General features: G+C 42.6%; 14 protein-coding genes. 11 read left to right on the forward strand and 3 right to left on the reverse strand.

The window, feature by feature from the left end:
* Positions 1 to 31: 31 nt before the first annotated feature.
* The 10 genes from RIN70_RS03685 (at position 32) to RIN70_RS03730 (ending at position 11,644) form a co-directional block, all read left to right on the forward strand.
* Positions 32 to 1,078 (forward strand): D-alanine--D-alanine ligase, encoded by a 1,047-nt coding sequence (locus RIN70_RS03685; RefSeq protein ID WP_313790692.1) that lies wholly within the window; start codon positions 32 to 34, stop codon positions 1,076 to 1,078.
* A gap of 274 nt (positions 1,079 to 1,352) precedes the next feature.
* Positions 1,353 to 2,720: a UDP-N-acetylmuramoyl-tripeptide--D-alanyl-D-alanine ligase gene (locus tag RIN70_RS03690; RefSeq protein WP_150905685.1), complete on the forward strand. Its 1,368-nt coding sequence runs from the start codon at positions 1,353 to 1,355 to the stop codon at positions 2,718 to 2,720.
* Positions 2,721 to 2,776: 56 nt separating this feature from the next.
* The gene (locus RIN70_RS03695) at positions 2,777 to 3,478 is read left to right on the forward strand and encodes a YwaF family protein (RefSeq protein ID WP_313790693.1); all 702 of its coding nucleotides are present in this window, start codon (positions 2,777 to 2,779) and stop codon (positions 3,476 to 3,478) included.
* A gap of 25 nt (positions 3,479 to 3,503) precedes the next feature.
* Entirely contained in the window at positions 3,504 to 4,190 is a 687-nt protein-coding gene (locus RIN70_RS03700) for a YwaF family protein (protein ID WP_251458109.1), read from the forward strand.
* Between the two features lie 13 nt (positions 4,191 to 4,203).
* Positions 4,204 to 4,884, forward strand: a complete 681-nt coding sequence (locus RIN70_RS03705; protein WP_070505817.1) for a YwaF family protein — start codon at positions 4,204 to 4,206, stop codon at positions 4,882 to 4,884.
* A gap of 184 nt (positions 4,885 to 5,068) precedes the next feature.
* Entirely contained in the window at positions 5,069 to 6,616 is a 1,548-nt protein-coding gene (locus RIN70_RS03710) for a peptide chain release factor 3 (protein WP_023917622.1), read from the forward strand.
* 80 nt (positions 6,617 to 6,696) lie between these two features.
* Positions 6,697 to 7,077 carry a PH domain-containing protein gene (locus tag RIN70_RS03715; protein ID WP_003015210.1) on the forward strand — a complete coding sequence of 127 codons (381 nt, stop codon included), beginning with the start codon at positions 6,697 to 6,699 and terminating at the stop codon, positions 7,075 to 7,077.
* A 40-nt stretch (positions 7,078 to 7,117) separates the two neighbouring features.
* Positions 7,118 to 8,026 carry a magnesium transporter CorA family protein gene (locus RIN70_RS03720; RefSeq protein WP_049472123.1) on the forward strand — a complete coding sequence of 303 codons (909 nt, stop codon included), beginning with the start codon at positions 7,118 to 7,120 and terminating at the stop codon, positions 8,024 to 8,026.
* 802 nt (positions 8,027 to 8,828) lie between these two features.
* Entirely contained in the window at positions 8,829 to 10,400 is a 1,572-nt protein-coding gene (locus RIN70_RS03725; RefSeq protein ID WP_313790694.1) for a degradosome RNA helicase CshA, read from the forward strand.
* A gap of 350 nt (positions 10,401 to 10,750) precedes the next feature.
* A complete protein-coding gene (locus tag RIN70_RS03730; RefSeq protein ID WP_070505813.1) occupies positions 10,751 to 11,644 on the forward strand; it encodes an aldose 1-epimerase family protein in 894 nt (297 codons plus the stop codon).
* 16 nt (positions 11,645 to 11,660) lie between these two features.
* Here the strand turns inward: RIN70_RS03730 and RIN70_RS03735 are convergent, their stop codons facing one another.
* From RIN70_RS03735 to RIN70_RS03745, 3 genes are all read right to left on the reverse strand, one after another.
* The gene (locus RIN70_RS03735) at positions 11,661 to 11,924 is read right to left on the reverse strand and encodes a GIY-YIG nuclease family protein (RefSeq protein WP_004219743.1); all 264 of its coding nucleotides are present in this window, start codon (positions 11,922 to 11,924) and stop codon (positions 11,661 to 11,663) included.
* Complete coding sequence (locus RIN70_RS03740) at positions 11,914 to 12,660, reverse strand: tRNA1(Val) (adenine(37)-N6)-methyltransferase (protein WP_021152863.1); 747 nt, start codon at positions 12,658 to 12,660, stop codon at positions 11,914 to 11,916. The genes RIN70_RS03735 and RIN70_RS03740 overlap by 11 nt, the downstream gene beginning before the upstream one ends.
* Positions 12,661 to 12,894: 234 nt before the next feature.
* Entirely contained in the window at positions 12,895 to 15,234 is a 2,340-nt protein-coding gene (locus RIN70_RS03745) for a cation-translocating P-type ATPase (RefSeq protein WP_257738576.1), read from the reverse strand.
* Between the two features lie 175 nt (positions 15,235 to 15,409).
* Between RIN70_RS03745 and RIN70_RS03750 the strand changes: the two genes are divergently transcribed.
* Positions 15,410 to 16,156, forward strand: coding sequence for a lysophospholipid acyltransferase family protein (locus RIN70_RS03750; protein ID WP_003006324.1), 747 nt, complete (start codon positions 15,410 to 15,412; stop codon positions 16,154 to 16,156).
* The last annotated feature ends 16 nt before the right edge of the window (positions 16,157 to 16,172 follow it).

Consider the following 16,172-nt stretch of genomic DNA (forward strand, 5'->3'; position numbering starts at 1 on the left):
AAGAAATCAAGGGAACAATTAGGGAGAAACTATGAGTAAACAAGACTTAATCCTGTTGTATGGTGGACGTAGTGCAGAACGTGAAGTATCTGTTCTTTCAGCAGAAAGCGTGATGCGCGCGATTGATTACCAAGCATTTTCGGTTCAAACCTACTTTATTACGCAGTCAGGAGACTTCATCCAGACGCAAGCTTTTGAAGAAAAACCAGCGGATGATGAGAAATTGATGACCAATGATACAGTGGACTGGTCTAAAAAAGTGGCACCATCTGCGATTTACAAGGAAGGAGCAGTAGTCTTTCCAGTTCTTCATGGACCAATGGGAGAAGATGGTTCCATTCAAGGCTTCTTAGAAGTCTTGAAGATGCCTTATGTCGGCTGTGGCATCCTAGCTTCCAGTGTTGCGATGGACAAGATCACGACCAAACGGGTCTTGGAGTCTGCAGGGATTCCACAAGTTCCTTATGTAGCTGTAGTGGAAGGCGATGACTTGGAAGAGAAAATTGCTACAATTGAAGCGACTCTCTCTTATCCTGTCTTTACCAAACCATCCAATATGGGCTCTAGTGTTGGGATTTCAAAATCTGAAAACCAAACAGAGCTTCGGACTGCTCTCGAATTGGCCTTCAAATACGATAGCCGTGTCTTGGTAGAGCAAGGAGTCAATGCGCGTGAGATCGAAGTTGGACTGCTTGGAAACTATGATGTGAAGAGTACCTTGCCAGGTGAAGTTGTGAAAGATGTGGCCTTCTATGATTATGATGCCAAATACATCGACAACAAAATTACCATGGCGATTCCAGCTCAATTGGACCCTGAGGTTGTGAAAACCATGCGGACCAACGCAGAAAAAGCCTTTCGTGCAATCGGTGGTCTAGGTTTAGCGCGTTGTGATTTCTTCTATACCGATAAAGGAGAGATCTTCTTAAACGAACTCAATACCATGCCAGGATTTACCCAATGGTCTATGTATCCTCTGCTTTGGGACAATATGGGACTCAACTATACAGATTTGATCACCAAGTTAGTAGAGCTTGGAAAAGAAGTCTTCCAAAAACACGAAGCGCATTTGTTGTAAGAAAAGAGAGAGTGGGACAGAAATCGGTAATTCGTTAGAATTCGATTTCGTCGTCCCACCTCCGCACAGTTAAGTAGGGCTGTAAAAGCTGATAAAATCAGCGTAGTAGAGCCCACTCAACTACTGCGTCTTGCTCGACAATCCAAAAACAATCAAGAGGCTAGGACTTCTGTCCCAGCCACTTTTTTTGTAGTCTAGAATATGGTATAATGAGAAGAATTTGATAGGAGCGTCCAAATTTTTGAAGACGCTACGGAGAACTGAGGAGTCGGATATGAATCTCACATTACATGAAGTTGCTCATCTAGTACACGCAAAAAATGATATCAGCCAATTTGAAGATGTGGCCCTCGTCAAGCCGGAATTTGACAGCCGATTGATTGGGCCTGGAGACCTGTTTGTTCCGTTAAAGGGAGCGCGTGATGGTCATGACTTTATTGAGACTGCTTTTGAAAATGGAGCCGTAGCCACTTTTTCAGAGAAAGTGGTAGAAGGCCACCCTTATATTTTGGTGGAAGATGTGCTGAGCGCTTTTCAAACACTTGCTGCAGCCTATCTTCAAAAGACAAAAGTAGATGTTTTTGCAGTGACGGGGTCAAATGGTAAAACCACCACAAAAGATATGTTGGCACAGCTTTTGTCCACCACCTACCTGACCTATAAAACACAAGGAAACTATAATAACGAAATTGGTCTTCCTTATACGGTTTTGCATATGCCAGAAGGGACGGACAAACTGGTCCTTGAAATGGGGCAAGACCATCTAGGAGATATCCATCTCTTGTCAGAACTGGCGCATCCAAAAGCTGCTATTGTCACCTTGATTGGGGAAGCCCATTTGGAATTCTTCAAAGATCGAAGTGAGATCGCAAAAGGAAAACTCCAGATTGCGGATGGGATGCCAGAAGGCGGTCTTCTGGTAGTTCCAGCTGATCCGATCGTCAATGCCTACCTCCCTGAAAATCAAACAGTCGTTCGCTTTGGGCCAGATGAGGAGATTTTTATTACCGAGTTAATCGAGCGAAAGGATAGCTTAACTTTCCGAGCTAATTTCTTAGAAGAAGCGATCGATCTTCCAGTAACAGGAAAATACAATGCGACCAATGCTATGATTGCAGCTTATGTTGCCTTGAAAGAAGGAGTGAGTGAAGCTGCGATTCGTGATAGTTTTGAAACCTTGCAATTAACGCGCAACCGGACAGAATGGAAGAAGGCCAGTAACGGAGCGGATATCCTATCCGATGTCTACAATGCTAATCCGACGGCTATGCGCTTGATTTTAGAAACTTTCTCGACTATTCCTGCGAATCCAAATGGCCGAAAATTAGCCGTACTTGCAGATATGAAAGAACTAGGGGAGCAATCTGTAAATCTACACAACCAAATGATCCTCAGCCTCTCACCGGATGTCTTGGATACCGTTATTTTCTATGGGCAAGACATTGCGGGCTTGGCTCAATTAGCGAGTCAGATGTTCCCACTCGGACATGTCTATTATTTCAAAAAGACCGCTGAGGAAGATCAATTTGAGGACCTGGTCAAACAAGTCAAGGAAAGCTTAAAAGAGCAGGACCAAATCCTCATCAAGGGAAGCAATTCCATGAATCTAGCCAAATTGGTAGAGGAATTAGAAAAAGCCTAGCAAATGTGAAGGAAGTTATACAAAAATAGTCTACTATAAACTAAAGGAATAGAAAAATGACACTTTGGGATTTATTGTTTACGAACCAAAAATCAGCCCCGCCTGAGTTTGGACTCTGGTATGTTTTCCTACCAGCTTCCTTGTTGGTGGTTGGCTATTTTTCCATCAAATATGCACAGTCTAAAAGCTACCAACGCTTTTGGTATTGGGCACAATTGATTCAAGTCTTAACCATCAATGCTTGGTATATTCTAGCCCACATGCCTTTGACAGACAATTTACCTTTTTATCATTGTCGCTTGGCTATGCTTGCGATCCTCTTTGCTCCTAGAGGGACCTATATCAAGCAATATTTTGCCTTGTTGGGTGTTCTAGGATCCATTGCGGCTTTGGTTTATCCGGCCTTTGACCCCTTCCCATTCCCCCATATTACTGTACTCAACCTGATTTTTAGTCACTGGGCCTTGTTTGCCAATAGTTTGATTTACCTGCAGGAGTTTTATCAGTCGGAAAAACAGGACACCTTACGGATTGTTAAGATCACCTTTGGTATGAATGCAGTCATCTTTTTGGTCAATCTTTTGACCAGAGGAGATTACGGCTTCTTACGACGTCCACCAATCATTGGAGACCACGGTGCTCTCTTGAACTACCTCTTGGTCAGCATCGTGATGGTGGCGGGTATTTGCTTGGTCAATCAACGCTATAAATACAAATACAAGATGGTCGAAAAGAGTATAGTTTCGCGCTCAGAATAAAAAGAGCAGATAAGGGAAAGAAATCATGACACTTTGGGACTTATTTTTCACCAGTCAACCAACGGCCCCTCCTCAATTGGGGGCTTGGTATTTCTTGTTGCCGACCTCATTGGTAGTGGTGGGGCTTCTGTCTATTCGATTTGCTTCTTCCAAAGGCTATCAAAACTTTTGGTATTGGGGGCAGTTGATCCAGTTGCTCATTATCAACTCTTGGTATTTAGCAGCTCGCTTGCCTTTTTCAGAGAGTCTTCCTTTTTATCATAGCCGGATGGCCATGTGGATCATTCTTTTGGCTCCCAAGGGCAGCTTCAAACAATATTTTGCTCTCGTGGGAGTCTTTGGCTCCATTATGGCCTTGGTTCATCCTGTTTTTTATCCCTATCCTTTTCCTCACGTATCCTCGATCAACAATGTCTTTGGTCACTGGGCTCTCCTGGCCAACTGTTTGATCTATCTGGTTCAATCCTACCAGGTGGAAGAAGGGGCTGTTTGGAAAATCTGTCAGATGACGTTTGGGGTCAATGCCATTATTCAGCTTGCGAATCTCGCAACGGGTGGAAACTATGGCTTTATGCGTCGCCCTCCTGTGATCGGTGACCATGGCCTTGTGCTCAACTATTTGATCGTGACAGTTCTCATGACGGGGACACTGATTTTCATCAATACGATCGTTCAGTACAGTAAGAAAAGAAGAATACCTAAATCTGTTTAAATAAGGAGATTTTATGCATCATTTTTTCACTACAGAATCAACAGCACCACCAGCAATCTCAGTAACTTGGTATAGTGTGATGGTCTTGTTCGTTGTGACAGCGATTATGATGTCACTTCGCTATTATCAGAATGAGCAATTTCGCAAATGTTTTCAATACTTACAGGGCTTCCAGTTAATTTGCTTGTATCTTTGGTATTTTGCCTACCACATTCCATGGTCCAATAGCTTACCTTTTTACCATTGCCGCTTGGCCATGTTTGCGGTCTTGTTTTTACCAGACCGATGGAAAAGCAAACAGTTCTTTGCCTTGATGGGAGTGAGTGGAGCCATCTTTGCTTTGGGCTATCCAGTCTTTGATCCCTACACTTTCCCTCATATTACGAGTTTTTCTTTCCTCCTCGGACATTACTGTCTCCTCATCAATTCCTTGATTTATCTTTTGAGATGGTATGATCGAAACCAATTAAAAAATAGTCAGATTGTTCTCTATACCTTTGCCTTAGATTTATTCCTGGTTGGAGTCAATCAATTGACGGGAGGAAATTACGGCTTGATGGCCCGCCCTCCGATTATGAGAGGGGATAAGGTGTGGCTCAACTATCTGGTTGTATCCAGTATTTTAGCCCTTGCTTTATTACTCTTTAATCAGTTCTTCAGTCGCAGAAGTGAGCGAGTGAAAGTGAGAAAATAAATATGATTGAATTAGACTAGAATCTACGGATTTTAGTCTTTCTTTTTGCTCTCAAAGAAGAATCATCGTTGAAAAAAGTGCCTATTTTCGCTATAATAGGACAGATAGAGAAATTGAGGAGAGATCCGATGTAGAGATGAATTTGTAAATTTATCAAAAAATAAGAAGAGAAAGAATTAGGAACATGAACGTACAAGAAGAAATTAAAAAACGCCGTACCTTTGCCATCATCTCCCACCCGGATGCTGGTAAAACGACGATTACTGAGCAGTTGCTCTACTTTGGGGGAGAGATTCGGGAAGCCGGTACTGTCAAAGGGAAGAAAACAGGAAACTTTGCTAAATCCGACTGGATGGACATTGAGAAACAACGTGGGATTTCCGTAACCTCATCTGTCATGCAGTTTGACTACGATGGTAAACGCGTTAATATCCTTGATACCCCAGGGCACGAGGACTTCTCAGAAGATACTTACCGGACCTTGATGGCGGTGGATGCGGCGGTTATGGTTGTAGACTCTGCCAAGGGTATCGAGGCCCAAACCAAGAAATTGTTTGAGGTTGTGAAACACCGAGGCATTCCAGTCTTTACCTTTATGAACAAGCTGGACCGTGATGGACGTGAGCCACTGGACCTCTTGCAAGAATTGGAAGAAGTCTTGGGCATCGCCAGTTACCCAATGAACTGGCCGATCGGGATGGGGAAAGCCTTTGAGGGGCTTTACGACCTCTATAATCAACGCTTGGAACTCTACAAAGGGGATGAACGCTTTGCGAGTCTAGAAGATGGAGACAAGCTCTTTGCTAACAATCCATTCTACGAGCAGGTGAAAGACGATATCGAACTTTTGCAAGAAGCTGGAAATGAATTCTCAGAAGAAGCCATCCTTGCGGGTGAATTAACACCAGTCTTCTTTGGATCCGCTTTGACGAACTTTGGGGTGCAGACTTTCTTAGAAACCTTCTTGAAGTTTGCTCCAGAACCACATGGCCACAAGAAGACAGATGGAGAGCTTGTCGACCCTTATGATAAGGATTTCTCAGGATTTGTCTTTAAAATCCAAGCCAACATGGACCCTCGTCACCGTGACCGGATTGCCTTTGTTCGAATTGTATCGGGCGAGTTTGAGCGGGGCATGAGCGTTAACCTGCCTCGTACTGGTAAGGGGGCTAAGCTATCAAATGTCACTCAGTTTATGGCCGAAAGCCGTGAAAATGTCAGCAATGCCGTAGCAGGAGACATCATCGGGGTTTACGATACTGGTACTTATCAGGTTGGAGATACGCTGACAGTTGGTAAAAATAAGTTCGAATTTGAACCACTGCCAACCTTTACGCCTGAAATCTTCATGAAGGTATCTGCTAAGAATGTCATGAAGCAAAAATCCTTCCACAAGGGGATTGAGCAATTGGTGCAAGAAGGAGCTATCCAGCTTTATACCAACTACCAAACAGGTGAATACATGCTAGGTGCTGTTGGGCAACTCCAGTTTGAAGTCTTCAAGCACCGCATGGAAAATGAATACAATGCCGAAGTGGTCATGAGCCCAATGGGTAAAAAGACCGTTCGTTGGATCAAACCAGAAGATTTAGATGAGCGTATGTCTTCAAGTCGAAACATCTTGGCCAAAGACCGTTTTGACCAGCCTGTCTTCCTCTTTGAAAACGACTTTGCCCTCCGTTGGTTTGCGGACAAGTATCCAGACGTTGAGTTGGAAGAAAAGATGGGATAAGGAAAGTTTTCAAAACCGATCCATGACAATAGAAATAAGAAAACGGAATCTTGTCCGTTTTCGCTTATAAAGGAGAAATGATGGGATTATTAAGTGGTTTGATGGGCAATGCCTCTCAAAAAAATGTTGACAAAGTAGAAAGAGATCTGGAAGATATTTTGGTGCCTGGAGAGCAAGTCACTCTCGCTTTTAGCCTGATTCGTGATTTGATCGTCTTTACCGAGTTTCGTTTGATCTTGGTGGATAAGCAAGGAGTAACAGGAAAGAAAACTTCCTACAAATCCCTTCCTTATCGCTCCATCTCTCGATTTTCAGTAGAAACTTCCGGTCATTTTGATTTGGATGCTGAATTAAAAATCTGGGTCTCTTCAGCAGTGGAACCTTCAGAAGTTTTACAATTCAAGAGTGACAACAGTGTCATTGAAATCCAGCAAGCATTAGCCAGTGCGGTCTTTAAATAAAAAATCATGTTGATAGAGAACAGTTGAGAAAGGAGACGGAATGTTTATCGATAAACAATTGGGTCAAGATCGGAAATGGATCAATATCGACTCGGATTTGATTGCTGAAAATTCATATCTTTATAAAAAATACGATATTGACAAAGAAACCATTGAGTACGCGATGGATAAGAACGAACGTGCCCATATGGATTACAATCGAGAAAACGGAACGATCACCTTTATCTATAATGTATTGGATTTAGAAAAGGACAAGGAATATTACGAAACCATACCCATGACCTTTATCGTTCAAGATACGCGACTCGTGACCATCAGTAATCAGGACAATGCCTATATCATTGAACAAATGGTTCGCTATTTGGAAAGCCATGGGGAGCTGTCGATCTATAAGTTGCTTTTTGCAGGTCTTGAAATGATCAGTAATGCTTATTATCCGATTATTGATCGCTTAGATAAGCACAAAGATGAACTCAATCGTTTGCTTCGAAAGACAACGACGACCAAGAATCTTTATGCCCTGTCTGACCTTGAGACCGGTATGGTGTATCTGGTCGCGGCAGCCAAGCAAAATCGGATGTTGCTAGAACATATCAAAGCGCATGCCATTTATCGCAGGATGAATGATGTTGAAAAAGAGCAGTTTGATGATGCCATGATCGAAGCGCGTCAGTTGGTTTCGATGACTGAGTTGATTTCGAATGTCTTACAGCAGTTGTCTGGATCATACAACAATATCCTAAACAACAACTTGAATGATAACTTGACCACCCTAACCATCTTTGAAGCCTTGTTGGCGGTCTTAGCCGTTATCACCGGTTTCTTTGGAATGAATATTCCTCTTCCGATGACAGAGGATCCCAATGCTTGGATTTATGTATCCCTATGTAGCTTTATATTATGGCTCATTTTGGCAAAGGTCATGCGGTGGATTGTGAAAAAAAGATAAAAAAAGAGGCTTGGAGAAATCCGAGCCTCTTCGTATCTAGAATAATCTGAGAAATAGGAACCATCTAGACACCTGCCCTCCTCTCCAAAGAAGGGGCAGTGTGAATAGTTCATCGACTGTACAAAATCTTCTTGGAAATAGTAGGAGTAGATTTAATAGTACTGAGTGGTTCTAAATAAATCAGAACTTAGAATAAATCGTTGAATCAGATAAAATGATCCTATTTCTTTATACAGAAATATTTTAGATACTAACTGTATTATACATATTTATTTGTAAAAACGCAAGATAAGAGTTACCAAAAAATAAAAGTTTTCCGATTTTTTTATACTCCTATGATGAAGTATATGAAATGGTCGCAAGAAGAAAACCAGTCCTTGCTTGGTTTAGGAGCGCTTTTATAATTTTAAGCTATCTAAGATTTTTTCCTAAAAAATAAAATTAGTCTCCTGTGACTATCATTTACCTCTTCATTGTGTTATACTAGATAAGTTGCAAACTTGTATGAGAGAAATGCTAGGGAGGCAGAACAGATGGAAGGATTCTGTTCGAAAGAAGACTCCCGCAAGTAGGATCTTGTGGCCTATTTGTTTGAAAAACGATACTAGCCAACAACATCCGTTAGGACGCAAAACATTTTTCTCTAAAGAAATTGTAGTCTTAAACAGACGGACTAGTTTTTCTTTAGATGAGTCTTGCGACAGGTGACCGGGAAGGTGACTTCCTATGCAATCAGTGCGTTTTCGCATTGAAAGAAGTGTGATAAAGTGGCTTCGCACCACTTTTTAGAAAGAAGAAAGAATTGAAATTCAATGAATTTAACTTATCTGCTGCATTATTAGCAGAAATCGAAAAAGCTGGCTTTGTAGAAGCAAGCCCTATCCAAGAACAAACTATTCCTTTGGCCCTTGAAGGAAAAGATGTCATCGGCCAAGCGCAAACAGGGACCGGTAAAACGGCTGCTTTTGGTCTTCCAACTTTGGAGAAGATTGATGTCGATAATACTGTGATCCAAGCTCTTGTTATTGCCCCAACGCGTGAGTTGGCGGTTCAAAGTCAGGAAGAACTCTTCCGTTTTGGACGCAGCAAGGGTGTTAAAGTCCGCTCTGTCTATGGTGGATCAAGCATTGAAAAGCAAATCAAAGCCTTGAAGTCAGGTGCTCATATCGTTGTGGGAACCCCTGGACGCTTGCTAGATTTGATCAAGCGCAAGGCCTTGAAACTTAATCATATTGAAACCTTGATCTTGGACGAAGCAGATGAAATGCTCAACATGGGCTTTTTGGAAGATATCGAAGCTATCATTAGCCGTGTTCCAGAAACACGTCAAACTCTTCTCTTTTCAGCAACGATGCCAGAAGCCATCAAACGCATTGGTGTTCAGTTTATGAAAGAACCCGAACACGTTAAGATTGCGGCCAAAGAATTGACAACTGATTTGGTCGATCAATACTATATTCGTGTCAAAGAAGGCGAAAAATTTGATACCATGACTCGATTGATGGATGTCGAGCAACCTGAACTTGCCATCGTCTTTGGTCGGACCAAACGCCGGGTCGATGAATTGACTCGTGGCTTGAAGATTCGTGGTTTCCGGGCAGAAGGAATTCACGGAGATTTGGATCAAAACAAACGCCTCCGAGTGCTTCGTGACTTTAAAAATGGGAACTTGGACGTCTTGGTAGCAACAGACGTTGCGGCACGTGGCTTGGATATTTCAGGTGTTACCCATGTCTACAACTACGATATTCCACAAGATCCAGAAAGCTATGTTCACCGGATCGGACGGACAGGTCGTGCTGGGAAAACAGGGCAATCCATTACCTTTGTATCGCCAAATGAAATGGGCTATTTGCAAATCATTGAGAACTTGACTAAAAAGCGGATGAAGGGAATGAAACCTGCAACAGCGGAAGAAGCCTTCCAAGCTAAAAAACAAGTAGCACTGAAGAAAATTGAGCGAGACTTTGAAGATGAAAAAATCCGGACCAACTTTGAGAAGTTTGGCAAGGATGCTCGCAAATTGGCTGCAGAATTCACTCCTGAAGAATTGGCCATGTATATTTTGAGCTTGACCGTTCAAGATCCAGACAGCCTTCCAGAAGTTGAAATTGCGCGTGAAAAACCATTGCCATTTAAACCATCTGGTGGTGGCTTTGGTGGAAAAGGCAAAGGTGGCCGTGGAAATGGTCGTCGTGGAGACCAACGCCGTGACCGAAATCGCAGAGATGACCGTGAAGGTGGACGCCGTGATTTCAAACGCAAGTCCAATAAAAATAGCCGAGACTTTGAAGGCAAAGGCAACAAACATCCTCATCGTACTTCCAATGAAAAGAAAAATGGATTTGTTATCCGCAACAAAGGGGATAAATAAGCCCTAAGAACGGTCTAGCAATAGGCCGTTTTTATATGAAAATCAAAAATACAAGGGTTAACTAGCTGTTAACCCTTGTATATTTATAAGGAGACCTAAATGATAACTGACTCTTTTAGAAAAATGTATCATGATAAGGAGCATCCAAAAAAGTCAGACAACAGAAAGAATGAATTCCTAAAATGGAATATTTCTGTTAACATATTAAGTCTACAATTATTTCTAAGCTTTGTCAAGAATTTTTTCTTATTTTTTTAAAAATTTTTGACTAGAAAAATAAAAATTGACAATCTTTTCTAAAAGGTTATAATGAATATAATAACTATACTAATTATAAAGAGGTGTCGCCCATGGTGATTGCATTAAAAAATGATGATCTAGAAGTACAATGTAAGACATTTGGTGGGGAATTGAGCTCCATTCGAAGTAAGGAAGGCATAGAATATCTCTGGCAGGGGGACCCAGAGTATTGGTCAGGACAAGCGCCGGTTCTGTTTCCGATTTGCGGGAGTGTTCGTAATGGCCAAGTGCAGTATCATCTAAAAGATGGAGTGAAGACAGGCCAGCTTCCAAGACACGGCCTCATTCGCAAAAGAGAGTTTGAACTAAAAGAACAAACAGACCATCGTCTTGTCTTTGAAATTACCTCTAACGACGAAAGCTTACAAAATTATCCCTACCATTTTCGAGTGGAAATCGCTTATGAATTGAAAGGAAAAGAAATCACTATCACCTATCGCGTGCAAAATCTAGAGTCAGATCAAGTCATGCCTTATTTCATTGGAGGGCATCCAGCCTTTCGTTGTCCCCTTTTAGCAGATGAAGACTATGAAGACTACGAGTTGATTTTTGAAAAAGAAGAAAGCTGTAGCGTTCCTCTCTTGTTCACAGAAACCGGTTTGGTTGATCGCCTGCAGCGGACGCCATTTTTAGACCATAGTCGTAGCCTACCTTTGCGCCATGAACTATTTGAAAAAGACGCCATTATTTTAGATCAATTAGCTTCTAAATCTGTGCAGCTCCTCTCGAAAAAATCTGGTAAAGGTTTGGAATTTGCCTTTGCAGATTTTGAGAATCTCGTCCTTTGGTCTACCAATAACAAGGGTCCTTTCATTGCCTTGGAGCCTTGGACGGGTATTTCCACATCTGCAGAAGAGGGCGATTTCTTCGAAGATAAAAAAGGTGTGATCCAGTTGGCTCCCCAAGAGACACGGAGTCACCAGTACCGTATCACCATTTTGTAAATGAAAAACCGTTGGACTATGGAGTTCGACGGTTCTTTTTGATATAGTTTAGCTTTGCTTGGCGCGATTTCTTTTTAAAGAGAGCCTCGGCAGACATAGCAGAGGGTTTATCTGGATAGGATTCTTGGTAAAGAAGTTTAACAGGGAGACGAGCCCGTGTGTATTTGGCGCCTTTTCCAGCATTGTGAGTCTTTAGGCGTTTTTCGACATCCGTGGTGTAGCCAGTGTAGAGGGAGCCATCCGCACACTCTAGGACATACATGTAAGCTTTAGTTTCCATAGTAGATCTCATGAATCTCGTCTGTATAGCTGCCGTCTTCATTGTGAATAAAGAGGGGAGGCAGAATTTTTAAACCATCCAGTGAGCCATCCTTGATCGCCTCAATCAACAACATATTCGCCTCTTTGGTCACTTTTGGATAGACAAACTGGATCCGTTTAGGTGCAAGATTGTATCGTTTCATAGTTTCGATGATATCTAAAAAGCGATCTGGACGATGGACCATCGCTAAGCGACCATTTGATTTGAGAACCCGCTGAGCCACATGGCAAATCTCATCTAAATTGGTGGTAATTTCATGCCGAGCTAAGAGGTAGTGTTCACTCTCATTGAGATTGGAATGCTCATCCACCTTGAAATAAGGAGGATTGCAGAGGATGATATCCACCTTACTGCCCTTGATATGTTGGGGTAAATGCTTGAGGTCATCTGTGATCATGGACATTTGCTGGTTCAAGCCATTGAGAGCAATGGAGCGGGTTGCCATATCCGCTAGACGTTCCTGTATTTCGACACCAATGATCTGGGCCTCTGTACGAGTACTCGCAAAAAGTCCCACGGCCCCATTTCCAGCGCAGAGATCTACGATCAAGCCCCGCTTGGGCAATTTTGGAAAGCGCGAGAGCAGGACGCTATCCACGGAATAACTAAAGACTTCCCGATTTTGTATAATTTTCACATCACTTGAAAAGAGTTGATTGACGCGCTCGCCGTCTTTTAATTCGATATCTGTCATGGCTCTATTATAGCATGAAAAGAGGCCTGGGGAAAGATCGATAAAACATAAAAAGAGGCTGGAACAAAAGTCCTAGCCTCTCAATTATTTTTGGATTGTCGATCAAGACGCAGTGGTTGAGTGGGCTCTACTACGCTGATTTCATCAGCTTTTACAGCCCTACTCAACTGTGCGGAGGTGGGACGACGAAATCGAATTCTAACGAATTACCGATTTCTGTCCCACTCTCTTTTTTTAATCAAATTCATATTTTTGGAGAATTGTAGTGAGGATAAAGACTCCTGTAAAGATGGCCATCAATGCCAGATAAACTGGGAAAGTAGTGGCTGTAAGGAGGGAAATCTCGATCAAGTTTTTCAACACGACCGCAGATGCGTAGAATCCTACTACAGAGAAGACGATGAGAAGCGCACGCCAGATATTTAGTGGCAGGCAAGCACGGATAACGGATAGGAAACCGATGGATCCAAGTAAGTAGTAGGATACAGTAGACATATCGGCTACAGACCAACCATGGCTTGCTCCCCAAAGGCGAATAAACAAGACACTAAAGACGACCATCAAGGCGCTTGGTAAGGCTAACAGAAGGGAACGTCTCAAGAAGTGTTTTTCAACCGGTTTGATATTGCGTTCAAAGGTCAACACAAATGGTGGGAATCCTTCGACGAATTGGTCAATCAGGGTGATTTGAATAGGGATGAAAGGGAAAATCAGCAAATAGTTGACGTTAAAGAAGAGAGCACTGGCAATACAGATGATAGCCAAGAGGAAGGAATAGATCGTTTTGATAAAGAAGATTGGAGCGATTCGTCCAATGTTATTCACCACACGACGGCCTTCAAAAAGAATTTCTGGAACGTCATTAAAGTCAGAGTTCAAAAGAACAATATTGGCAATTTGACGGGTTGCTGGATCTCCCTCTGCCATCACGATGGAGCAGTCTGCTTCGCGAAGAGCAAGGATATCATTGACCCCATCTCCTGTCATAGCAGTCGTCCGACCAGCTGCTTTCAAGGTTTGGATAAGCAGTTTTTTCTGGTGAGGAGACACGCGCCCAAAGATAGCTGTTTCTTCTGCTTGATCCACTAATTGATCATCAGAAATTTTTGAACAATCGATGTAGTTCTCATAATTTTTGAAGCCAGCTTGTTGAGCGATATAAGAGACCGTCACAGGGTTGTCACCGGAGATGATTTTGAGATCCACTCCTTGAGAGCGCAAATACTCAAGAGTATCTGAAGCCCCTTCACGAATGGGGTCTGTAATCTCAATAACCGCAATCCCTTCAAGATTTTCAGGCAGTTTCAATTCCTGCATGCTGATCAGTTCTGAACTGTGAGCCAAGACGAGCACGCGCGATCCACGAGCTTGTGCTTCGACGACAGCAGCGGGATTTTCTTGAAGGAGCATTTCAGGAGCACCGAGAAAGACGGTTCCAAGGTTGGATAGGTGCATAGCTCCCCATTTCCGATCACTTGAGAAAGGAATAATGTTTTCTGCAGTATAAGCATGCTCCAACTCCCCATAAGCCTTGCGAATAGCTTGAGCAGTAGGATTGGTGTCCTCGCTATATTGCATGTAAGCAGAGAGAATGACCTGGATCGTTTCCTCAGAAAAATGCTCGGATAAGCTATGGAGAGCTTCGACGGTCATCTTTCCTTGAGTGATGGTCCCGGTCTTATCTAGACACAAGGTATCCACACGCGCCAGGGTTTCGACTGAGTACATTTCTTGGACAAGAACCTTGCGCATGCCGAGCTTAATAACCGCTGTCAAAAGAGACGTAACTGTCAGTAAGGCAATTCCTTTTGGCAACATTCCCAAGAGAGCTGTGGAAGAATTCACGACAGAATCCTTGATTGGTAGCATCTTGATCAACAGTGCTTCAAAGAAGAGGGCAAGGCCAAATGGAATGATAATTTTACCAGTGAAGCTAGAAATTTTCGCTAAGTTATAAAGAATACGCGAATTGATCGGCTTCAAGGTTTTAGCTTCCATCATCAGTTTGTTGGCATAGTTGTTTGCTCCAACTCGCTTGACACGGGCATAGACTTGACCACTGGCAATATAACTACCTGAAAGAAGTTCATCGCCAACTTCTTTTAAGACTAGATCACTCTCACCAGTTAGCATAGCCTCATTGGCTTCAGCGATACCAGACATGACTTCGGCATCACTAGGGATCTGCTCACCCGAAGATAAAAGCATTAAATCACCCAGAACAAGCTTTTCTGGTGGAATCGCATCTTTTTCTCCGTCTCGAATGACAGTCACTAGCTCACGACTCATGAGGTTGAGTTTATCAATCATCCGCTTGGCGCGCATCTCGGTCATGATCCCTGTAATGGCATTGAAGCAAATGACTGCGAAAAAGATCATATTGCTCCATGCCTGTACAGCAGCCAAGGCCACAGCAATCACAAAGTTTAAGGTATTAAACAAGGTGAAGACGTTGCGCTTGATAATTTGCCAGGTACTGGTACTTGTATTCGTTGTAAAATCATTGGTTTGTCCGCGATCCATTTTCTTGCGGACTTCACTGAGGGACAAGCCCTTTAAATCAATAGTTTCCATAGACAATATGATATCATTTTTTTGAGAAAAAGACTATCTAGAATCGGTCCGCTGAGACAATTTTTATCTAAAAAAGGTTTGCGGTCAAAATCAGGATACGGTATAATAAGAAAGAACCTTTTACAGGATGGAATATCTTGTAGAGAGACGAATGAAATGGATTTGAGGAACAACTATGTTTTATACCTATTTACGTGGCCTTGTTGCCTTTATTCTGTGGGTTTTAAATGGGAATGCCCATTACCATCATAAGGACAATATTCCAGATCGGGAAGAGAACTACATCTTGGTATCCCCTCACCGGACTTGGTGGGATCCGGTCTATATGGCCTTTGCAACCAAGCCAAAGCAGTTTATCTTTATGGCGAAAAAAGAACTCTTCACCAATCGTATTTTTGGCTGGTGGATTCGCATGTGTGGGGCATTTCCGATCGACCGTGAAAATCCGGGAGCAGAAGCCATTAAGTATCCTGTCAATATGCTGAAAAAGAGCAACCGTTCCTTGATTATGTTTCCAAGTGGAAGCCGTCATTCTCAAGACGTAAAAGGCGGTGTTGCCATCATTGCCAAAATGGCGAAGGTCCGTATCATGCCAGTGACTTATACTGGTCCAAGAGACTTGAAAGGGTTGGCAACGGGTGAACGCATTGATATGAACTTTGGACATCCCATTGATATTTCGGATATTAAAAAGATGAATGACGAAGGAGTGGCAGAAGTTGCCCGCCGTATCCAAGAGGAGTTTGACCGTTTGGATGCGGAAGCGCAAGCGATCAACACCCCAACAAAACCTTTTATCTTGATTCGTTTGTTAAAAATCCTTTTGATTCCCCTTGTCTTAGTCGTTGGCATCTTGACATTGCTCTTTAGTTACCTAGCAAGCTTTGTATGGGATCCAGACAAACATCGGAAAAACAAGTAAAAAAACTGAGAGTTTT

Source organism: Streptococcus parasanguinis (genome assembly GCF_032163505.1).
In the GTDB taxonomy this organism is placed as follows: Bacteria; Bacillota; Bacilli; order Lactobacillales; family Streptococcaceae; genus Streptococcus; species Streptococcus parasanguinis_V.